Annotated in this window: 18 protein-coding genes; 4 read left to right on the forward strand and 14 right to left on the reverse strand. The window is 70.2% G+C overall.

Translation table 11 applies throughout. The features are described 5' to 3' along the window. Positions 1–24: 24 nt before the first annotated feature. Both AC068Z_RS30570 and AC068Z_RS30575 read left to right on the forward strand, forming a co-directional pair. Positions 25–864 carry a thioredoxin domain-containing protein gene (locus AC068Z_RS30570; RefSeq protein ID WP_478562717.1) on the forward strand — a complete coding sequence of 280 codons (840 nt, stop codon included), beginning with the start codon at positions 25–27 and terminating at the stop codon, positions 862–864. A 102-nt stretch (positions 865–966) separates the two neighbouring features. After that, on the forward strand, positions 967–2,625 hold the full coding sequence (locus AC068Z_RS30575) for an alkaline phosphatase D family protein (protein ID WP_478562720.1): 1,659 nt from the start codon (positions 967–969) through the stop codon (positions 2,623–2,625). A 121-nt stretch (positions 2,626–2,746) separates the two neighbouring features. Here the strand turns inward: AC068Z_RS30575 and AC068Z_RS30580 are convergent, their stop codons facing one another. Continuing rightward, on the reverse strand, positions 2,747–3,316 hold the full coding sequence (locus tag AC068Z_RS30580) for a dienelactone hydrolase family protein (protein ID WP_478562723.1): 570 nt from the start codon (positions 3,314–3,316) through the stop codon (positions 2,747–2,749). A gap of 95 nt (positions 3,317–3,411) precedes the next feature. Here AC068Z_RS30580 and AC068Z_RS30585 point away from each other — a divergent pair, with 95 nt between their 5' ends. After that, positions 3,412–4,524: a mechanosensitive ion channel family protein gene (locus AC068Z_RS30585; protein ID WP_478562726.1), complete on the forward strand. Its 1,113-nt coding sequence runs from the start codon at positions 3,412–3,414 to the stop codon at positions 4,522–4,524. Positions 4,525–4,529: 5 nt separating this feature from the next. On the opposite strand, the gene AC068Z_RS30590 is transcribed toward AC068Z_RS30585, so the two are convergent. From AC068Z_RS30590 to AC068Z_RS30610, 5 genes are all read right to left on the reverse strand, one after another. After that, the gene (locus AC068Z_RS30590) at positions 4,530–6,104 is read right to left on the reverse strand and encodes a Na+/H+ antiporter (protein WP_478562995.1); all 1,575 of its coding nucleotides are present in this window, start codon (positions 6,102–6,104) and stop codon (positions 4,530–4,532) included. Positions 6,105–6,190: 86 nt separating this feature from the next. Next, positions 6,191–6,661 (reverse strand): GNAT family N-acetyltransferase, encoded by a 471-nt coding sequence (locus AC068Z_RS30595; protein WP_478562729.1) that lies wholly within the window; start codon positions 6,659–6,661, stop codon positions 6,191–6,193. Beyond that, positions 6,658–7,602: an RluA family pseudouridine synthase gene (locus tag AC068Z_RS30600; protein ID WP_478562732.1), complete on the reverse strand. Its 945-nt coding sequence runs from the start codon at positions 7,600–7,602 to the stop codon at positions 6,658–6,660. Before AC068Z_RS30600 ends, AC068Z_RS30595 begins: the two co-directional genes overlap by 4 nt. 43 nt (positions 7,603–7,645) lie before the next feature. Continuing rightward, the gene (gene lspA, locus AC068Z_RS30605; protein ID WP_478562735.1) at positions 7,646–8,245 is read right to left on the reverse strand and encodes a signal peptidase II; all 600 of its coding nucleotides are present in this window, start codon (positions 8,243–8,245) and stop codon (positions 7,646–7,648) included. A gap of 61 nt (positions 8,246–8,306) precedes the next feature. Continuing rightward, positions 8,307–9,353, reverse strand: a complete 1,047-nt coding sequence (locus AC068Z_RS30610) for a TraR/DksA family transcriptional regulator (RefSeq protein ID WP_478562738.1) — start codon at positions 9,351–9,353, stop codon at positions 8,307–8,309. 593 nt (positions 9,354–9,946) lie between these two features. Between AC068Z_RS30610 and ileS the strand changes: the two genes are divergently transcribed. Beyond that, on the forward strand, positions 9,947–13,084 hold the full coding sequence (gene ileS, locus AC068Z_RS30615) for an isoleucine--tRNA ligase (RefSeq protein ID WP_478562741.1): 3,138 nt from the start codon (positions 9,947–9,949) through the stop codon (positions 13,082–13,084). A gap of 153 nt (positions 13,085–13,237) precedes the next feature. On the opposite strand, the gene AC068Z_RS30620 is transcribed toward ileS, so the two are convergent. From AC068Z_RS30620 to murG, 8 genes are all read right to left on the reverse strand, one after another. Beyond that, positions 13,238–14,404 (reverse strand): DivIVA domain-containing protein, encoded by a 1,167-nt coding sequence (locus AC068Z_RS30620; RefSeq protein WP_478562744.1) that lies wholly within the window; start codon positions 14,402–14,404, stop codon positions 13,238–13,240. Between the two features lie 56 nt (positions 14,405–14,460). Further along, complete coding sequence (locus tag AC068Z_RS30625) at positions 14,461–14,745, reverse strand: YggT family protein (RefSeq protein WP_007448661.1); 285 nt, start codon at positions 14,743–14,745, stop codon at positions 14,461–14,463. Positions 14,746–14,832: 87 nt separating this feature from the next. Beyond that, positions 14,833–15,474 carry a cell division protein SepF gene (locus tag AC068Z_RS30630; protein WP_451725500.1) on the reverse strand — a complete coding sequence of 214 codons (642 nt, stop codon included), beginning with the start codon at positions 15,472–15,474 and terminating at the stop codon, positions 14,833–14,835. Between the two features lie 129 nt (positions 15,475–15,603). Continuing rightward, positions 15,604–16,323: a YggS family pyridoxal phosphate-dependent enzyme gene (locus tag AC068Z_RS30635; protein ID WP_478562747.1), complete on the reverse strand. Its 720-nt coding sequence runs from the start codon at positions 16,321–16,323 to the stop codon at positions 15,604–15,606. A 6-nt stretch (positions 16,324–16,329) separates the two neighbouring features. Then, complete coding sequence (gene pgeF / locus AC068Z_RS30640; protein ID WP_478562750.1) at positions 16,330–17,058, reverse strand: peptidoglycan editing factor PgeF; 729 nt, start codon at positions 17,056–17,058, stop codon at positions 16,330–16,332. Beyond that, complete coding sequence (ftsZ, locus tag AC068Z_RS30645; protein WP_451725496.1) at positions 17,055–18,245, reverse strand: cell division protein FtsZ; 1,191 nt, start codon at positions 18,243–18,245, stop codon at positions 17,055–17,057. The genes pgeF and ftsZ overlap by 4 nt, the downstream gene beginning before the upstream one ends. A gap of 287 nt (positions 18,246–18,532) precedes the next feature. Further along, positions 18,533–19,327, reverse strand: a complete 795-nt coding sequence (locus tag AC068Z_RS30650) for a cell division protein FtsQ/DivIB (RefSeq protein ID WP_478562753.1) — start codon at positions 19,325–19,327, stop codon at positions 18,533–18,535. 26 nt (positions 19,328–19,353) lie between these two features. Continuing rightward, positions 19,354–20,445, reverse strand: coding sequence for an undecaprenyldiphospho-muramoylpentapeptide beta-N-acetylglucosaminyltransferase (gene murG / locus AC068Z_RS30655; protein WP_363158094.1), 1,092 nt, complete (start codon positions 20,443–20,445; stop codon positions 19,354–19,356). Positions 20,446–20,448: the final 3 nt, after the last annotated feature.

Raw genomic sequence — 20,448 nt, forward strand, 5'->3', positions numbered from 1 at the left:
GCCGTCCCCATGGAGTAAACCCATATGAGCAAGCGGAACAGCCAGGCGGCGAAGTCGGCGGCACGCGAGCGGCTGCGCGTCGAGCGTGAGCGCGAGGCCAAGCGGGCCAAGGTCAAGCGGCAGATCGTCGTGGCCTGTTCGGTCGTCGGTGTGCTGGCGGCGGCCGGCGGTATCGGCTACGCCGTCGTCCAGTCCAACAAGCCCGGCCACTGGGAGGCGGTGCGGGACGAGAAGGTCGTCGCCCCGGCCAACACCACGGGCACGAACGGCACGACGGTCGTCATCGGCAAGGACAGCGCCAAGAAGACCCTCAAGGTCTACGAGGACCCGCGCTGCCCGGTCTGCGCCTCCTTCGAGCAGTCGGTCGGCTCGACCGTCGAGAAGGACGTCGAGGACGGCAAGTACAAGATCCAGTTCGTCGGCGGCACCTTCCTCGACGGCGACTCCCTCGGCGAGAACAGGATCGGCAGCAACGGCGAGGGCTCCAAGAACGCGATGAGCGCCCTCGGCGCCGCGCTGAACGTCAGCGACGAGGCCTTCCTCCAGTACAAGGCGGCGCTGTACTCGGCGAAGTGGCACCCGGAGGAGTCGGACGACAAGCTCAAGAACGACGACTACCTCATCGAGATCGCCGACACGGTCGACGCCCTGAAGGACAACACCAAGTTCCGGAACGCGGTGAAGAACGGCACCTACGACGCCTGGGCGCTGGCCATGTCCAAGACGTTCGACACCAACAAGGACGACGTCACCGGCACCCCGAGCTTCGTGATGGACGGCAAGACGCTCACCACGGACCAGGGCAACCCCCCGATGACGGTGGACGAGTTCAACACCCTGGTGGACGCGGCACTGAAGGCCTGAGCCTCCGGAATCCCCGGCTCCGGCCGACCGCCAGACGAAGAGCGGGCGAATTTTTACGAGTTCGCCCGCTCTCGTTCATACTGGTCAGTAACCTGATCGCTCGTGACCAGTCGATACAGATCATCCGAGTCGCTCAACACCCTTACCCCACGCCGCCGTACGGTCGTCAAGGCCGCGGCGGCCACTGCTGTCCTGGCCGGACCGCTCGCCGCGGCGATACCCGCCCAGGCCGCCACCGCTCCCGCCTTCCTGCACGGCGTGGCCTCCGGCGACCCGCTGCCCGACGGCGTCCTGCTGTGGACCCGCGTGACCCCGGCCCCCGAGGCGGTTCCCGGCTCCGGGCTCGGCCCGGACACCGAGGTCAGCTGGACCGTCGCCACGGACAAGGCGTTCACGCACATCGTCGCCAAGGGCTCCACGAAGGCCACCGCCGCCACCGACCACACCGTCAAGGCGGACATCCGGGGCCTCGCGCCCGCCACCGACTACTGGTTCCGCTTCTCCGCCGGCGGCACCGACTCCCCGGCGGCGCGCACCCGCACCGCGCCGGCGACGGACGCGGCCGTGGCGAACCTCCGCTTCGGCGTGGTCTCCTGCGCCAACTGGGAGGCCGGCTACTTCTCCGCGTACCGCCACCTCGCGGCCCGCGGCGACCTGGACGCCTGGCTGCACCTCGGTGACTACATCTACGAGTACGGCACAGGCGAGTACGGCACCCGCGGCACGGTCGTACGGCCGCACGCGCCGGCGCACGAGATCCTGAGCCTCGCCGACTACCGGGTCCGGCACGGCCGTTACAAGACCGACCCCGACCTCCAGGCGCTGCACGCGACCGCGCCCTGCGTGGCGATCTGGGACGACCACGAGATCGCCAACGACGCCTGGTCCGGCGGCGCCGAGAACCACACCGAGGGCACCGAGGGCGCGTACGCCGCCCGTCAGGCCGCCGCCAAGCAGGCCTACTTCGAGTGGATGCCGGTGCGTCCGGCCGTGGCCGGCACGACCTACCGCAAGCTCCGCTTCGGCAAGCTCGCCGACCTCTCCCTGCTGGACCTGCGCTCCTTCCGCTCCCAGCAGGCGTCCGTCGGCAACGGCGACGTGGACGATCCGGACCGCACGCTCACCGGGCGCGCCCAGCTCGACTGGCTGAAGACGGGGCTGAAGTCCTCCGACACCACCTGGCGCCTGGTCGGCAACTCGGTGATGATCTCGCCCTTCGCCATCGGCTCGCTCACCGCCGATCTGCTGGGGCCGCTGGCCGAGCTGCTCGGGCTGCCGAAGGAGGGCCTCGCCCTCAACACCGACCAGTGGGACGGCTACACGGACGACCGCCGTGAACTCCTCGCCCACCTGCGCTCCAACGCCATCCGCAACACCGTGTTCCTCACCGGTGACATCCACATGGCGTGGGCCAACGACGTCCCGGTGAACGCCGGTACGTACCCGCTGTCCGCCTCGGCCGCCACGGAGTTCGTGGTCACCTCGGTGACCTCCGACAACCTCGACGACATCGTGAAGGTCCCCCAGGGCACGGTCTCCGCGGTCGCCTCACCGCTCATCAAGGCCGCCAACCGGCATGTCCACTGGGTCGACACCGACCGCCACGGCTTCGGCGTCCTGGACATCACGGGCGAGCGCGCGCAGATGGACTACTACGTGCTGTCCGACCGTACGAAGGCCGACGCGACGGCGTCCTGGGCCCGTTCGTACCGCACGCGCAGCGGCACGCAGAAGGTCGAGCGGACGTACGACCCCGTGTAGAACCCGGGTTGCGAAGACGACTTGCGGCCACGGCGGGTGGAACGGACCGGGAGGCAATCGGCCAGGCCGGTACCTGGTCAGCCTCGCGGCGGTCAAGCCCTGACCGCTGCTCGAAGGGTCGTCAGAGCGAGTCCAGGAAGCCGAGAGCCACCCGCCAGGTGGCCTCGGCCGCCTCGGCGTCGTAGTCCGGCAGCTCGGGGTCGGTGTAGAGGTGTCCGGCCCCGGCGTACCGGTAGACCTCCACGTCGGCGCCGGCTCTGCCCATCTGGAGATACCAGGCGCTCAGCCAGTCGTCGGTCTCGAACGGGTCCGGCTCGGCCACGTGCAGCTGCACCGGCAGCTCGTCCACCGACGCGTTCGGCGCGATGTCGGACGTGCCGTGCAGGAGCAGCAGCCCGCGCGCCTTGTCGTCGCCGAGGGCGAGGGTCTGCGCGACGGACGCGCCGAGCGAGAACCCGGCGTACACCAGGCCCCGTTCGGAATAGGGCGCGGCGGCCAGTACGGCCCGCTTGAGCAGTTCGTCCTTGCCGAGCTCCTCCTTGAAGGCCATGCCCTCCTCGACGGTGTCGAACGTACGGCCCTCGAAGAGATCCGGCGTCCACACCTCGTGTCCGGCCTCGCGCAGCCGGTCCGCGGCCTGGCGCACCGCGGGGCGCGAACCGTAGGTCGAGTGAAAGAGCATGATGTTCATGAGGCCATGGTGCCAGCCGGGTACGACAGGGGCGTGCGCTGTGTCTCACCGGTCCGCATGTTCAGCACCCCCCGGATCCGGTTACGTTCGGAGGCATGGAGAACGTACTCCGACCGCTGATCGTCATAGGCGGCTCGGTCGTGTTCACCCTGCTCATCGGGTGGGCCACCGACCTGCTGCTGCGCAAGGCCGACCAACGGCACTCCGAGACGCCCCTGTGGGGCCTGCTGCGCCGGGCCCGCATCCCCTACCAGCTGGTGCTCTGCACCGCCGCGCTCAGAGGCTCGTACGACTCGGCGAAAGTGCTGGAGGAGCACCGGGTCGGGATCGGCCAGACCCTGACGCTGGTGCTGATCGGCTCGGCGGCCTGGCTGGTGATCCGCATCGCGGCGGCTGTCGTCGAGACGACGTACACCCGCTACGCCCGGGTGCACCGCGACCCGGCCCGGGTCCGGCGCGTGCGCACCCAGGTGACGCTCATCACACGCGTGGTGGCGGCCGTGGTGGGCGTGGTCGCCGTGGCCGCGATGCTGCTGACCTTCCCCGCGATGCGCGCCGCCGGCGCCTCCCTGCTGGCCTCGGCCGGCATCCTGGGCATCGTCGCGGGCGTGGCCGCCCAGTCGACGCTGAGCAACATGTTCGCCGGGCTGCAGATCGCCTTCGGTGACATGGTGCGCATCGGGGACACGGTGGTGGTCGACGGGGAGTGGGGCACCGTCGAGGAGATCACCCTGACGTTCCTGACCGTCCGGACCTGGGACGAGCGCCGCATCACCATGCCGGTGTCGTACTTCACCTCGAAGCCCTTCGAGAACTGGTCCCGGGGCGGCGCCCAGATGACGGGCATCGTCTACTGGCACCTGGACCACTCGGCTCCGGTGGAGCTGATGCGCGAGAAGCTCCGCGACATCCTGCGGGAGTGCCCCGCCTGGGACGGCCGCGCCTGCGACCTCTCGGTGACCGACTCCACCCCGACCACCATGCAGGTCAGGGCCCTGGTGACGGCGAAGGACGCGGACGACATCTGGACGGTGCGGGTGACGGTCCGCGAGCACATGCTGAACTGGCTCACCACGCACCACAACTACGCCCTCCCCCGGGTCAACACGGCGGACGCGGCCCTGCCACCCGGTGTCCCGCCCCACCCCCGCTCGTCGGACGGCCACCGCCCCCGCCGAGCCCACGAACCACCGCGAACCGGACGCTGAAGGGGTCACCGGAGGCTGCGCACATCCAGATGGCGCAGCACCCGGTCGACCACCTCCGGGTCCGCCCCGGGTTCGCTGCGCGCCGCCAGGACCTCGTGCCGGGCGGCGCTCAGCATCTCCCGCTGGATCCGCCGTACGCGCTTGACCTTCCGGTGCATCTCCCGGCGCTCCTCGTCCCCCATCTCGGGCGAGATCCGCACCCCGATGTCGAAGGCCCGCCGCAGCATCTGCTCGCTCAGCTCCTCCGGCAGTTCCTCGACGGCCTCGATCTCGTGCAGCCGCCGCTTCGCCGCCTTGGCCGCCCGCACGGCGAGGGCCTTCTCGAACTCCTTCTCGCGTGCCGCGTCCGCCCGCACGCCGAGCCGCTTCACCAGCCACGGCAGGGTCAGTCCCTGGAGCACCAGCGTGGCCATGATCACCCCGAAGGCGACGAACACGATCTCGTCGCGGTCGGGGAAGGCGGACCCGTCGTCCACCTTCAGCGGGATCGCCAGCGCCAGCGCCACCGACGCCACCCCGCGCATCCCGGACCACCACATGACGACGGTCTCCCGCCAGCTCATCGGGATGTCCTCGTCGTGGTCCCGCCGGGCGTGCAGCCGTTTGGTCAGCCAGGTCGCCGGCAGCAGCCACAGCAGCCGGACGAACACGACCACGCCCACGATCGCCGCCGCCCACCCCAGCAGCTCGCCCCACCGCCCGGACGCCGTCCGCAGGGCGTTGTGGAGTTCGAGTCCGATCAGCCCGAAGGCCACCCCGGTGACGAGCGTGTCGACGACGTCCCAGAAGGTGTGCCCGGCGAGCCGGGTCAGCACGTCGTCCGCGTCGGTGGCGTACTCGGCGAGGAAGAGCGCGGTGGTCAGCACGGCCAGCACCCCGGAGCCGTGCAGCTCCTCGGCCAGCACGTAGGCGGCGTACGGCACCAGCAGCGTCAGCCCGATCTGCAGCGTGGCGTCCCCGAGGAGCCCCATCAGCCGGTTCGCGCCCCAGCCCAGGGCGAGCCCGACGACCAGCGCCACCACCGCGGAGAGCACCAGGTCCAGCCCGGCCCGCCAGGGCGAGAACGTCCCGCTGACGACCGCCGCGATGGCCACGTGGTAGAGCACGATCGCGGTGACGTCGTTGAAGAGCCCCTCGCCCTCCAGGATGGACACCAGCCGGCGGGGCAGCCCGAGCTGTCCGGCCACGGCGGTGGCGGCGACGGGGTCCGGGGGCGCGACCAGCGCGCCGAGCGCGACGGCGGCGGCGACGGGCAGCCCCGGGATGATCGAGTGCGCGACGACGGCCACGCACACGGTCGTCACGAACACCAGGGCCACGGCCAGCAGGAGGATCGGCCGCACATTCGCCGCGAACTGCCGCCAGGAGGTCCGCCGTACGGCCGCGTACAGCAACGGCGGCAACAGCAACGGCAGGATCAGCTCGGGCGGCACCTCGACATTGGGCACGAACTCCAGCAGCGCCAGCACGATCCCAAGGAGGGTCATCAGCACCGGCGCCGGCAGCCCCAGCCGCTCCCCCACCGGGACACTCACCACGGCCCCGAGCAACAGCACGAACAACAGGGCCAACTGATCCACGGTCAGCACTCCGGCGAGATCGGCGTCCACAGGGCAGGCCTCAAGCCTGCCACGGCACCGTCCTCACCAGCGCTTCCGGCACCTCGCTAGACAGCGCGCCGCATCGCCCGGTGCGGTATGCCCGCGTCGGGGAACTCCGGTCCGTACGCCTCGTAGCCCAGCCGTTCGTAGAACCCCAGCGCCTGTGTCTGCGCGTGCAGATCCACCGCCGTGAGCCCACGCGCGCGTGCCGCGTCCTCGACGGCCCGCACCAGGGCGACGCCGATGCCGAGTCCGCGGGCCGCCTTGGACACCGCGAGCCGGCCGAGGGAGCCCACCGAGAGGTCGGCGCCCACCTTCGCCGCGGCGGCCTCGCCGTACAGCAGCCGGCCCGCCCCGAGCGGCAGCCCGTCCTCCCGCACGGCCAGCACATGCACGGCTACGGCGTCGTAGGCGTCGTACTCGAGCTCCTCGGGCACGCCCTGCTCGACGACGAAGACCTCCCGGCGCACGGCGAAGCAGGCCTCACGGTCGGCCTCGGCCGAGGCGACCCGCACGACGAACGACGGGGAGGTCATCCGTAGGTCTCCTCGCGCACCTTGTCCAGGGCCTCCTGGAGGTCCTCCGGGTAGCCGCAGGAGAACTCCACCCACTGCCCGTCCCCGGGGTGCTCGAAGCCGAGCCGGACGGCGTGCAGCCACTGCCGGGTCAGGCGCAGCCGCTTGGCGAGGGTGGGGTCGGCGCCGTAGGTCAGATCGCCGACGCAGGGGTGCCGGTGCGCGGCCATGTGGACGCGGATCTGGTGGGTGCGGCCGGTCTCCAGCTTCACGTCGAGCAGGGAGGCCGCGCGGAACGCCTCGATGAGGTCGTAGTGCGTGACGGACGGCTTGCCGTCGGCCGTGACCGCCCACTTGTAGTCGTGGTTGGGGTGGCGGCCGATGGGCGCGTCGATGGTGCCGCTGGTCGGGTCGGGGTGGCCCTGGACGAGCGTGTGGTAGCGCTTGTCGACCGTGCGCTCCTTGAACTGCCGCTTGAGCGAGGTGTACGCCCGCTCCGACTTGGCGACGACCATCAGACCCGAGGTCCCGACGTCGAGCCGGTGCACGATGCCCTGCCGCTCGGCCGCGCCGGACGTCGAGATGCGGTACCCGGCGGCGGCGAGGCCGCCGATCACGGTCGGTCCGGTCCAGCCCGGCGACGGATGCGCGGCGACGCCGACCGGCTTGACGATCACCACCACGTCATCGTCGTCGTGCACGATCTCCATGCCCTCGACCGGCTCGGCGACGATCTGCACCGGCGCGGGCGCGCCCGGCATCTCGACCTCGAGCCAGGCGCCACCGCGCACCCGCTCGGACTTGCCGACCACCGTGCCGTCGACCAGCACCTTGCCCGCCGCGGCGAGCTCCGCGGCCTTGGTACGGGAGAAGCCGAACATGCGGGAGATGGCGGCGTCGACGCGCTCGCCCTCCAGGCCGTCCGGCACGGGCAGGGTACGGATCTCGGGAATCGTGCTCACCCGTCGAGTATGCCGGACGGGTGAGACACTCCCGACCGCGCGCTCAGTCCTTGTGGACGGTGCCGTCCGGGTCGAGCCCCTTGAACGACAGCAGCACGATCAGGATGCCGCCGCACACGATCGCCGAGTCCGCGAGGTTGAACACGGCGAAGTGCTTCGGCGCGATGAAGTCCACGACCGCGCCCTCGAAGACGCCCGGCGAGCGGAAGATCCGGTCGGTGAGGTTGCCCAGCGCACCGCCCAGCAGCAGGCCCAGCGCGATGGCCCAGGGCAGGCTGTAGAGCTTGCGGGCGAGCCGGGCGATCACCACGATCACGGCCGCCGCGATCACCGTGAAGATCACGGTGAAGGCCTCGCCGAAGCCGAAGGCCGCGCCGGCGTTCCGGATCGCCTCGAACTTCAGCCAGTCCCCGATGATCTCGATGGGCTCGTGGTGCTCCAGCTTGGCCACCACGATCATCTTGCTGATCAGGTCGAGGAGGTAGGCGAAGGTGGCGACCGCGAACAGCACGGCGATCCGGCGCTTCCCCCTGGGCCGCTCCTGGGCGCCCTCCTGTCCCTGCGGACTGGATGACTGGTCCGGTTCGGCCGCAGCCCCGTCCGGGGAATCCGGCGTACCGATGATGCGCTCCGCCTCTGCCACGTGAGTCCCTCAACCTAGGTACCTGACTGAGGACGAGGGTACGGCACGCCCGCCCGGGCCCTCAGTACCGGCGTTCCTGCTTCTGCTTGCACTCCACGCACAGCGTCGCGCGCGGGAAGGCCTGCATACGGGCCTTGCCGATGGGGTTGCCGCAGTTCTCGCACAGACCGTAGGTGCCCGCGTCCAGCCGCTCCAGGGCGCGCTCGGTCTGGGTGAGCATCTCCCGCGCGTTGGCGGCCAGCGCCAGTTCGTGCTCCCGCGTGATGTTCTTCGTGCCGGTGTCGGCCTGGTCGTCGCCGGCGCCGTCCCCCGAGTCCCGCATGAGACCCGCGAGCGCCTGCTCGGAGGAGGTGATCTCGTTCCGCAGCCGCAGTGCCTCGGCCATCAGCTCGGAGCGGGCCTCCTCGACCTCCTCGGGGGTCCAGGGGTCCTCACCGGGGCGTACGGCGAGCTCGCCGGGCTCCACCGCCGCGGCGACGCGTGCCTTGGGAACGGCGGTCTTCGCGGCCGCCGTGGCCGTGCCAGGAGTCTTCTTCGCAACCACCGTCGTGGCTCCCGTCTGCTCCGCGGCCTCGGCCGCGCCCGCCTTCTTGGCCGTGCTCTTCTTGGCCGCGCTCTTCTCGGCGGCGCCGGCCTTGGTGGCGGCACGCGCGTGAGCAGCGGTCTTCTTGCCGGCGGCCTCCTTGGCGGCAGCCGGTGCGCCCTCCTTCTTCGCCGCGTTCTTCCTCGCGGCGCTCTTCTTGGCCGGGCCCTTCTCCGCCACGGCCTTCTTCACGGCGCCCTTCTTGGACGCGGTCTTCCCGGCTGCCGACTTCTCGGCCGCCGCGCCCTTCGCCACGGCCTGCCCGGCAGCCGCTTTCTTGGCAGTGGCTGTCTTGGCAGTGGCTGTCTTGGCAGTGCCTTTCCTGGCGGCCGCCTTCTTGGTCGCCCCCTTCTTGGCGGCCCCACCCCCACGCACCGTCTTCACCGCGTTCGCGGCGTCCCCCGGCTGTCTCCCGGAGCCCCCCTGGGTGCTCTTCTTCCCGCTCACGTCCTTGGCCGCACCACCGGAGGCCTTCGCGGACCCGCCGGACGCCGACTGCTGTACGGCGGTCTTCTTCGCCACCATGGCCGCGGCCCCTTCACATATTGTGATCTTGCTCGCGAATCGTGCTGGGACGATAAATCGACTCGAGCCCCGCGGCAATGGGGCACACCGCCCGATTCGCCCGCTCGCGGAAGCCCCACGGCCGGCCTGCATCCGTTGTGCCCAGCTCCCCGCGGGGTAATCCGCGAAGCCGGGCGTCCCAAAATCCGAACACGCGTACCGCGCCGTTCGGGTCACCGCAGGCCGCACCGGGCCCCCGCCGCCGGGGGCCGGAAAACCGGTCGGCCGCTGTCCGCGCGGCGCCGTACACTGGGCGGAGCGAAAAGCGTGGATGGGGACGAGTAGCGGCGTACGCAGCCCAGAGCGACCCGGGGACGGTGGAAGCCCGGGGGCGAGCGCGACGCGAAGATCACCCCGGAGCCGCCGGAAGAAAGCCCCCTGAGGGCCGTAGAACCGGCATCGCGACCCCAATGAGGGGGCTCACCGAGGCACACGGAGCGTCGGCGGGCCAAGGAGGGTGGTACCGCGGGAGCGCGCCGAAGACGGCGCAACGACAGACGTAGCTCTCGTCCCTCCGGACGGAAGGCAGCAAGTCCGCCGGAGGAAGCTCGCTGATGACACAGCCGACGTACCGCCAGGTGCCCGCCCAGGTCGACCTGCCCGCGCTCGAACACGCGGTGCTCGACTTCTGGCGCGAGCAGAAGATCTTCGCCAAGAGCCTGGAGCAGTCCGAGGGCCGCCCCGAGTGGGTGTTCTACGAGGGCCCGCCCACCGCCAACGGCATGCCTGGCGCCCACCACATCGAGGCCCGCGTCTTCAAGGACGTCTTCCCCCGCTTCCGCACCATGCGCGGCTACCACGTGGCCCGCAAGGCGGGCTGGGACTGCCACGGCCTCCCGGTGGAGCTGGCGGTCGAGAAGGAGCTCGGCTTCAGCGGCAAGAAGGACATCGAGGCGTACGGCATCGCCGAGTTCAACGCCAAGTGCCGCGACTCCGTGCTGCGCCACACCGACGCCTTCGCCGACCTGACGACCCGCATGGGCTACTGGGTCGACCTCGATGACGCCTACGTCACAATGGAGCCCGAGTACATCGAGTCCGTGTGGTGGTCGCTCAAGGAGATCTTCAACAAGGGTCTGCTGGTCCAGGACCACCGCGTCGCCCCCTGGTGCCCCCGCTGCGGCACCGGCCTGTCGGACCACGAGCTGGCCCAGGGCTACGAGACGGTCGTCGACCCGTCCGTGTACGTCCGTTTCCCGCTCACCTCCGGTCCGCTGGCCGACGAGGCCGCGCTCCTGGTCTGGACGACGACCCCCTGGACGCTGGTCTCCAACACCGCGGTCGCCGCGCACCCCGACGTCACCTACGTGGTCGCGACGAACGGTGAGGAGAAGCTGGTCGTCGCCGAGCCGCTGGTCGCCAAGGCGCTCGGCGAGGGCTGGGAGACCACCGGCCAGTCCTTCACCGGCGCCGACATGGAGCGCTGGACCTACCAGCGTCCCTTCGAGCTGGTCGAGTTCCCCGAGCCCGCGCACTACGTCGTCAACGCCGAGTACGTCACCACCGAGGACGGTACGGGCCTGGTCCACCAGTCCCCCGCCTTCGGTGAGGACGACCTGAAGGTCTGCCGCGCCTACGGTCTGCCGGTCGTGAACCCCGTCCGCCCGGACGGCACCTTCGAGGAGGACGTCCCCCTGGTCGGCGGCGTCTTCTTCAAGAAGGCGGACGAAAAGCTCACCGAGGACCTCCAGCAGCGCGGCCTGCTCTTCAGGCACATCCCGTACGAGCACAGCTACCCCCACTGCTGGCGCTGCCACACCGCGCTCCTCTACTACGCGCAGCCGTCCTGGTACATCCGCACCACCGCCGTCAAGGACCGCCTCCTTCAGGAGAACGAGAACACCAACTGGTTCCCGGGCTCGGTCAAGCACGGCCGCTTCGGCGACTGGCTGCAGAACAACATCGACTGGGCGCTGTCCCGCAACCGCTACTGGGGCACCCCGCTGCCGATCTGGCGCTGCGAGGACGACCACCTCACCTGCGTCGGCTCGCGCGCGGAGCTCTCCGAGCTGAGCGGCACCGACCAGTCGGCGCTGGACCCGCACCGCCCGTTCATCGACGACGTCACCTTCCCGTGCCCCCAGTGCAAGAAGACGGCCACGCGCGTGCCGGAGGTCATCGACGCCTGGTACGACTCGGGTTCGATGCCGTTCGCGCAGTGGGGCTACCCGTACAAGAACAAGGAACTGTTCGAGTCCCGCTACCCGGCGCAGTTCATCAGCGAGGCCATCGACCAGACGCGTGGGTGGTTCTACACGCTGATGGCGGTCGGCACCCTGGTCTTCGACAAGTCCTCGTACGAGAACGTGGTCTGCCTCGGCCACATCCTCGCCGAGGACGGCCGCAAGATGTCCAAGCACCTGGGCAACATCCTGCAGCCGATCCCGCTCATGGACCAGCACGGCGCCGACGCGGTGCGCTGGTTCATGGCGGCCGGCGGCTCACCGTGGGCGGCCCGCCGGGTGGGCCACGGCACGATCCAGGAGGTCGTGCGCAAGACCCTGCTGACGTACTGGAACACGGTCGCCTTCCAGGCCCTGTACGCCCGTACGTCGGACTGGGCGCCCTCAGAGGCGGACCCGGCCCCGGCCGAGCGGCCGCTGCTGGACCGCTGGCTGCTGTCCGAACTCCACGCGCTCACCGACCAGGTGACCCAGGCGCTGGAGGCGTACGACACCCAGCGCGCCGGCAAGCTGCTCTCGGCGTTCGTCGACGACCTGTCGAACTGGTACGTCCGCCGCTCGCGGCGCCGGTTCTGGCAGGGCGACAAGGCCGCGCTGCGCACGCTGCACGAGGCCGTGGAGACGGTCACGAAGCTGATGGCCCCGCTGACCCCGTTCATCACCGAGCGGGTCTGGCAGGACCTGATCGTCCCCGTCACCCCGGGCGCCCCGGAGTCGGTGCACCTGTCTTCCTGGCCGGAGGCGGACCTCACCGCCATCGACCCGGAGCTGTCGAAGCAGATGGTCCTGGTCCGCCGCCTGGTGGAGCTGGGCCGTGCCACGCGCGCGGAGTCGGGCGTGAAGACGCGCCAGCCGCTGTCCCGCGCGCTGGTGGCGGCGACGGGCTTCGACGCGCTCTCCCCCGAGCTGCACACGCAGATCACGGAGGAGCTGAACGTCGAGTCGCTGGCGTCGCTGTCCGAGGTCGGCGGCAGCCTGGTCGACACCACCGCGAAGGCCAACTTCCGCGCGCTGGGCAAGCGGTTCGGCAAGCGCGTCCAGGACGTGGCGAAGGCGGTCGCGAACGCGGACGCGGCGGCCCTGTCGCTGGCGCTGCGCGAGGGCACGGCATCGGTCGAGGTCGACGGTGAGACGGTCACCCTGGCCCCGGACGAGGTGATCATCACCGAGACCCCGCGCGAGGGCTGGTCGGTGGCCTCCGACTCGGGCGCCACCGTGGCGCTGGACCTGGAGATCACGGAGGAGCTCCGCCGGGCCGGGCTCGCGCGTGACGCGATCCGTCTGATCCAGGAGGCGCGCAAGAACAGCGGGCTGGACGTGGCCGACCGCATCGCCCTGCGCTGGACGGCGACGGACCCGGCGGTCGTGGCGGCCCTGTCCGGGCACGCGTCTCTGATCGCCGACGAGGTCCTCGCCACGGACTTCGCCCGGGGCGAGGCGGACGACAGCTACGGCTCGCCGTTCAGCGACGAGGGGCTGTCCCTGACGTTCCGCCTGCGCAAGGCGTAACCCGGCGCACAAGGGCCCGGTCTCCGCATAGGAGGCCGGGCCCTTCTTCTGCTCGACGTTCTGCTCAACGCGTGTAAAAGGGGCGAGCCCCGGACCGAAGTCCAGGGCTCGCCCCTTTGAACGCCGCCGACGCCTAAGGCGTACTACCGGCTGTCAGTTGTCGTCCTCGTCGATCAGGAACCCGCGCATCGGCGAGGGAGCCTGACCCATCGGGGACGGGCCCTGCGGACGGACCGGCGCCATCGGCTGGGTCATCGCGGGGGACATCTGCTGCTGACCGCCGTAGGAGGGGGCGGCCGGAGCCGGACCGCCGCCCATGCCCTGGTTGCCACCGTAGGACGGGGCACTGGCACCGGCCGGAGCCATCGACGGCGCCGGGGACGGCGGCAGCGAGGCGGCGGCCGGGGTGCGCGGCGGGGCCAGCGAGTCGTCGGCCTGGGTCTCCAGCTGACGCAGCTGCGACTCCAGGTAGGACTTCAGACGCGTACGGTACTCGCGCTCGAAGCCGCGCAGATCCTCGACCTTGCGCTCCAGCGTGGCGCGGGCGGACTCCAGGGAGCCCATCGCGACGCGGTGCTTCTCCTGCGCGTCCCGCTCCAGGGCGTCGGCCTTGGCACGAGCGTCCCGCTCGAGGCCCTCGGCACGCGAACGCGCCTCGCCGACGATCTTGTTGGCCTCGGAACGGGCCTCGGCGATCGCCTGGTCGGCGGTCTGCTGGGCCAGCGAGAGGACACGGGCGGCGCTGTCGCCACCGGGGCCCTGACCGGGGCCGCCCATCGGACCGCCCATGGGGCCGCCCATCGGACCGCCCATCTGCTGCTGCATCGGGGGCTGACCCATCGGGCCGGGACCCTGGCCCATCGGACCGGGACCCTGCGGGCCACCCTGACCGCCGGGACCGGCGGGCAGCTGCGGGGCACCGCTCGGCAGCTGGGGCGGGCCACCCATGGGGCCACCCATCTGCTGCTGCGGCGGGCCCGATATGCCGGCCGGCACCGGGGCGCCCGGGCCCCGCATGCCCTGCTGCGGCATGCCGCCCTGCTGGGGCATACCACCCTGCTGGGGCATGCCTCCCTGCGGCGGCATACCCTGCTGGTCCTGCGGCTGCTCCGGAGGCTTGCGCATGTTCTGCTGGTTCTGGGCAGCAGCGCGCGTGGCCGCGGCCAGCTTGGCGCGCAGGTCCTCGTTCTCGCGGAGCAGGCGGGTCAGTTCGGCTTCGACCTCATCGAGGAAGGCATCGACCTCGTCCTCGTCATAGCCTTCTCGGAGGCGGACGGTCGTGAACTGCTTGTTCCGCACGTCCTCGGGGGTCAACGGCATCTCTTCACCTCAACGTAGTCGTCGGCATTCGGCAAGACGGTAGGTCACATCGCTCATCACAGCCGGCTCACGATCGAGATCAGGATGTAGACGATGATCATCAGTACGAAGAAGGACAGGTCGAGCGCCACGCCCCCGAGACGCAGCGGCGGAATGAACCGCCGCAGAAGCTTGAGCGGTGGATCAGTGACAGTGTAGGTGGCCTCCAGAACGACCACCATCGCCTTGCCGGGTTGCCACGAGCGGGCGAACTGGAAGACATAGTCCATGACCAACCGGAAGATCAGCACGATGAGGAAGCACATCAGCGCGATGTAGACGACATCCAGGACCACGCTCATGACCCTTGCTTCCCTCTCCCCAAAATCCGTGCTGCTGCGGTACTGCGGTGTGTTGCTCTTGTGTACTGCTTTTTCCGGTGATGCGTCTCAGCTCTGGTTGAAGAACCCGCCCTCTGCGATGCGGGCCTTGTCCTCCGCCGTGACATCGACGTTAGCAGGCGACAACAGGAACACCTTCTGCGTCACCCGCTCGATGCTGCCGTGAAGACCAAACACCAAACCGGCCGCAAAGTCGACAAGTCGCTTGGCGTCTGTGTCATCCATCTCAGTCAGATTCATGATCACCGGGGTGCCCTCACGGAAGTGTTCCCCGATGGTACGGGCTTCGTTGTAGGTCCGCGGGTGAAGCGTGGTGATCCGGTACGGCTCTCGTTCCGACACGACCTTGGGCATGATCACCGGCGCGTTCTTCTCCAGGCTTTGACGTTCTTGTGTGATGGACGCCACGGGCGCGATCCGCGCCGGGCGCCCGGATTCCGCGGCTAGCGAAGCGGAATGCGGCACCGGCTCGCGCGGCACCGAAGGCTGCACCACTCGTACCGATTCGTCCCTTTGGGACTGATGTGCACTGTGGGACTGGTGCGACCGCTCGTGCGGCCGGTGGTCCCGCTCGGGCTCGGGGTCGAGTTCGGGTTCGAAGTCGTCGTCGGGATCGAAACCGCGGCCGTCGTACCCATCGTCCTCCACGAGGCCGAGGTAGACCGCCATCTTGCGCATCGCGCCGGCCATGCTCTGAGTCCTCCGCTCTGTGGTGGATCGGCTGACGACTGCCAAGTGCCCGCCATCCACGAGGTCGTTACGCCCGCTCTTCAGCGGTAATGACCATATTTTCTGCTGTGGTCCGACTTCCTGGCGACGTTACCCGAGCCTCGCACGGACTCCGAGTACCGCGCTGCCGACGCGTACATGTGTCGCTCCGGCTGCCACGGCCTGTTCGAGGTCCGCACTCATTCCTGCCGAGACCATGTTCGCAGCCGGATGGGCTCTGCGCAGGTCGGTCGACAAATCCATCAACCGCTCGAACGCCGCCAGTTCACGTCCCGCGTACTCTCCGGTCAAGGGTGCGACGGTCATCAATCCGTCGAGCCGCAGCCCCGGAGCCTCGGCGACCAGGCCGGCCAACTCCTCGACCCCGCCCGGCGCCACGCCACCGCGCTCGCCCCGCTCCCGCTCACCCGCGTCGAGGGCGACCTGGAGAAGACAACCCACCTCGCGCCCGGCCCGTACGGCCTCCTTCGAGAGGGCCGTCACCAGCTTGGAGCGATCGACGGACTGCACGAGATGCGCGTAACCGACCACGGATCGCACCTTGTTGGTCTGAAGCTGGCCGACAAAGTGCCACTGAAGGGGCAGATCCGAGCATTCCGCGGCCTTCGGCGCCGCGTCCTGGTCCTTGTTCTCGGCGACGTGTCGCACACCGAGCTCCGACAGGATCCGCACATCGCTCGCGGGGTAGGTCTTGGTGACCACGATCAGGGTCACCTCCTCGCGCTTGCGCCCGGCGGACGCGCACGCGGCGGCGATGCGCTCCTCCACTTTCGCCAGATTTCCGGCGAGTTCGTCCTTACGTTCCGTCATGCCCCATCAGTCCAGCCAGACATAGCCGGCGAGCCGGCCGGTGGTCCGGTCGCGGCGGTAGGAGAAGTGGTCGCCCGACTCACGCGTGCACACCGGCGACCGCTCCCGGTCGTGCACCCCGAGCCGGTCGAGCTGCGCCTGCACTCCGGCGGTCACATCCACCGAAGGCGTGCCCCAGCTCGTCTCGGCGTACGCCGCCGGCTCGACGGCGGACACCTCGGCGCGCATCTCCTCCGGCACCTCGTAGCACCGGCCGCACACGGCGGGTCCGGTGCGGGCGACGATCCGGGACGGTTCGGCACCCAGTTCCATCATCGCGCGTAGCGCGGCGGGGACGACCCCGGCGACCATGCCGGGACGGCCCGCGTGAGCGGCGGCGACGACTCCCGCGACGGGGTCGGCGAGCAGGACCGGTGTGCAGTCGGCGGTCAGGACGGCGAGGGCGAGACCGCGCTCGGCGGTGACGATCGCGTCGACCTGCGGCACCGGGCTGTCTCCCCAGGGCCGGTCGACCACCGCGACGTCCTTGCCGTGCACCTGGTTCATCCAGACCACCCGGCCGGGGTCGATCCCCAGCGACTTGGCCGCCAGCTCCCGGTTGGCGCGTACGGCGCCCAAGTCGTCGCCGACCGCGCCGCCGAGGTTGAGCTCCTCGTACGGAACGGCGCTCACCCCGCCCCACCTGTCGGTGAAGGCGAAGTGCGCGCCGCTCACGGTGTCGCGCTGTCCTATCACTTCAGGAAGTCCGGCACGTCCAGCTCCTCGGCCGCGCTGTCCGAGTAGGACCGGGACGGCGGGACCGGCGGGGCGACCGGGAGGTCGGCGGCCGGTTCGGGAGCGGGCGCCGGCTCCTCCTTCGGCGTGACGCTGCCGAGCGAGCCGAAGGACGGCCGGCTCTCGGTCTGCCGTACCGGAGTCGGCTCCTCGCGCTTGGCCGAGGACGAGCCGAGGATGTTGTCCCGCTTGGCGGGCGGCTGGCCCCCGTCGAAGCCGGCCGCGATCACGGTGACCCGGACCTCGTCGCCGAGGGCGTCGTCGATGACCGCGCCGAAGATGATGTTGGCCTCGGGGTGGGCGGCCTCGCTGACCAGCTGGGCGGCCTCGTTGATCTCGAACAGGCCGAGGTCGGAGCCGCCGGAGATGGAGAGCAGCACACCGCGGGCGCCGTCGATGGACGCCTCCAGCAGCGGCGAGGAGATCGCCATCTCGGCCGCGGCCACCGCGCGGTCGTCGCCGCGGGCCGAGCCGATGCCCATGAGGGCCGAACCGGCCTCGGACATGACCGACTTCACGTCGGCGAAGTCGAGGTTGATCAGACCGGGCGTGGTGATGAGGTCGGTGATGCCCTGGACACCGGAGAGCAGGACCTGGTCGGCCGACTTGAAGGCGTCGAGCACCGAGACCTGGCGGTCCGAGATGGACAGCAGCCGGTCGTTCGGGATGACGATGAGGGTGTCGACCTCTTCGCGGAGTTCGGCGATGCCGTCCTCCGCCTGGTTGGCGCGGCGCCGTCCCTCGAAGGTGAAGGGGCGGGTGACCACGCCGATGGTGAGGGCACCCAGGGAGCGGGCGATGTTGGCCACGACGGGAGCGCCGCCGGTGCCGGTGCCGCCGCCTTCACCGGCCGTCACGAAGACCATGTCGGCCCCCTTGAGGACCTCCTCGATCTCCTCGCGGTGGTCCTCGGCGGCCTTGCGGCCGACGGCCGGGTTGGCTCCGGCGCCGAGTCCGCGGGTGAGTTCCCGGCCGACGTCGAGCTTGACGTCGGCGTCGCTCATCAACAGGGCTTGCGCGTCGGTGTTGATGGCGATGAACTCGACGCCCTTGAGACCGACCTCGATCATCCGGTTGATGGCATTGACACCACCGCCGCCGACACCGATGACTTTGATGACTGCGAGGTAGTTCTGCGGTGCTGCCACGTCGAAGGCCTCTCGCCTCGAGTTACGTGTCGCCGGACCTGGGAAGCGGTCGCGCTTCTCGATCCGACGACGGATGCCGAATGGGACGGTCCGTTTCGCCGACCCGAACCCTAACCCTGAAGTTTAGGGTTACCAGTGTGTCTGTTCCTTGGAGTCTTCTGAACAGGACACTAAGTCGACAAGTGGCGCCCGTTCAACGAACACGCCGAACCTCCCGTTTTTCTTTTCACCCTATGTGATCAGCCGTAGCAGTGCCCAACCAGGGTGCTGGCCTGCGCTGATGTGCGTCAACTCCCTGATGACGCAGGGGCGGTGGGAACACTCACGTCGAAGTGCCGGGCGTCCGGCGAGGCTTTCATCAGAGCGGCGAGTGTGCGAGCCTTCGCCGCGCCCTTCTCCGCGCTGCCCCAGTCGACGCTCCGGCCGTCGGCCAACTCCAGCGAGATGGCGTCGTAGGAACGGACCTTGACGGTGCGGGTGTCCCGCGCGACGGCGGCCGGAATCGCCCCCGCGACCCGGACCGCCTCACGCACCAGACGGTCCTCGTCGAAGCGGCGCAGGCTCGCGGCGGCGGAACCGGACCGGGAGAGCGTCAATTCCAGTGCGGGAACGCCTTTCGGCGCCTCGGAAACCGTGGCGAAACGGACACCTTCCTCGTCCACTTCGACGAAGTTCTTACCCTTTCGCACAATCAGAACCGGGGTTCGCTCGGCCACTTTCAGCCTGATTCCGTGCGGCCAGGAACGGCTGACCTCCACCACGTCGATTCGGGGCAGTTCGCGCGCCAGACGCGCCTCGATGGCGTCGGTGTCGACGGAGACCAACGGCGATCCGACCGGTACGTCGGCGGCCTCGCGCACCTGCGCGGGCGTCAGCACCTGGGTCCCCGCCACCGTCACGCGTTCCACGCGCAGCCAGTTGGAGCCGTACAGCACGTAAGCGCCGCCCGCCCCGAGGAGCACGAGCGCGACGGCGAGGATGATGATCGTACGAAGGCGTGGGGGCCGCAGCCTCCGGGCGGGAGGCGGGCCGGACGACTCCTGCTGGCGTGCACCGCGTTCAGCGGTCGTCGATCCGGCCACGCTCTCTGCCCTTTCGTCATACAGCCCTAGCGTCGGTGCGAGGCGATCGCCTCGTACACCATGCCGACGAGCAGGTCGTCGGCGTCCCGGCGGCCGAACTCGGCGGCGGCGCGGGACATCTGGTACAGCCGGTGCGGGTCGGCGAGCACGGGCAGGACGTTGTGCTGCACCCACTCGGGGGTGAGTTCCGCGTCGTCGACCAGCAGTCCGCCGCCCGCCTTGACCACCGGCTGGGCGTTCAGCCGCTGTTCACCGTTGCCGATGGGCAGCGGGACGTAGGCGGCCGGCAGTCCGACGGCGGAGAGTTCGGCGACGGTCATCGCGCCCGCGCGGCAGAGCATCATGTCGGCCGCGGCGTACGCGAGGTCCATCCGGTCCAGGTAACTTACCGGGATGTACGGGGGCATTCCCGGCATCTGGTGCACCTGTGGCAGTTCGTTCTTCGGGCCGACCGCGTGCAGGATCTGGATCCCGGCCTGCTGCAGCCAGGGCGCGACCTGCTGGACGACCTCGTTCAGGCGCCGGGCGCCCTGGGAGCCGCCGGAGACGAGCAGGGTCGGCAGGTTCGGGTCGAGCCCGAACATCGCGCGGGCCTCGGGGCGCACGGCGGCCCGGTCGAGGGTGGCGATGGAGCGGCGCAGCGGAATGCCGATGTAGCGGGCGTCCCGCAGCTTGCTGTCGGGGGTGGAGACGGCGACCCGGGCCGCGTACCGCGAGCCGATCTTGTTGGCCAGCCCGGGGCGGGCGTTGGCCTCGTGGATCACGATCGGCACGCCCAGGCGCTTGGCGGCGAGATAGCCGGGCAGCGCCACGTAGCCGCCGAAGCCGACGACGGCGTCCGCCTTGGTGCGCTCCAGGATCTGCTCGGCGGCCTTGATCGTGCCGCGCAGCCGGCCCGGGACGGTGATCAGCTCGGGGGTCGGCTTACGGGGCAGCGGAACGGCCGGGATCAGCGCCAGCTCGTAGCCGCGCTGCGGAACGAGCTGGGTCTCCAGACCGCGCTCCGTGCCCAGGGCCGTGATCCCCACGGTCGGGTCCTGCCTGCGCAGGGCGTCCGCGAGGGCGAGCGCGGGCTCGATGTGGCCCGCGGTTCCTCCGCCGGCGAGTACGACATGCACCGA

It is taken from the genome of Streptomyces sp. NPDC043726 (assembly GCF_056436565.1).

What these genes read in the sequence shown, in the direction of transcription:
- AC068Z_RS30595 (WP_478562729.1), bottom strand. Translation starts at nt 6,661, where the DNA reads ATGACCTCCCCGTCGTTCGTCGTGCGGGTCGCCTCGGCCGAGGCCGAC.
- AC068Z_RS30635 (WP_478562747.1), bottom strand. Translation starts at nt 16,323, where the DNA reads ATGACGGAACGTAAGGACGAACTCGCCGGAAATCTGGCGAAAGTGGAG.
- AC068Z_RS30625 (WP_007448661.1), bottom strand. Translation starts at nt 14,745, where the DNA reads ATGAGCGTGGTCCTGGATGTCGTCTACATCGCGCTGATGTGCTTCCTC.
- AC068Z_RS30630 (WP_451725500.1), bottom strand. Translation starts at nt 15,474, where the DNA reads ATGGCCGGCGCGATGCGCAAGATGGCGGTCTACCTCGGCCTCGTGGAG.
- AC068Z_RS30620 (WP_478562744.1), bottom strand. Translation starts at nt 14,404, where the DNA reads ATGCCGTTGACCCCCGAGGACGTGCGGAACAAGCAGTTCACGACCGTC.
- AC068Z_RS30585 (WP_478562726.1), top strand. Translation starts at nt 3,412, where the DNA reads ATGGAGAACGTACTCCGACCGCTGATCGTCATAGGCGGCTCGGTCGTG.
- AC068Z_RS30580 (WP_478562723.1), bottom strand. Translation starts at nt 3,316, where the DNA reads ATGAACATCATGCTCTTTCACTCGACCTACGGTTCGCGCCCCGCGGTG.
- AC068Z_RS30570 (WP_478562717.1), top strand. Translation starts at nt 25, where the DNA reads ATGAGCAAGCGGAACAGCCAGGCGGCGAAGTCGGCGGCACGCGAGCGG.
- AC068Z_RS30610 (WP_478562738.1), bottom strand. Translation starts at nt 9,353, where the DNA reads ATGGTGGCGAAGAAGACCGCCGTACAGCAGTCGGCGTCCGGCGGGTCC.
- ileS (WP_478562741.1), top strand. Translation starts at nt 9,947, where the DNA reads ATGACACAGCCGACGTACCGCCAGGTGCCCGCCCAGGTCGACCTGCCC.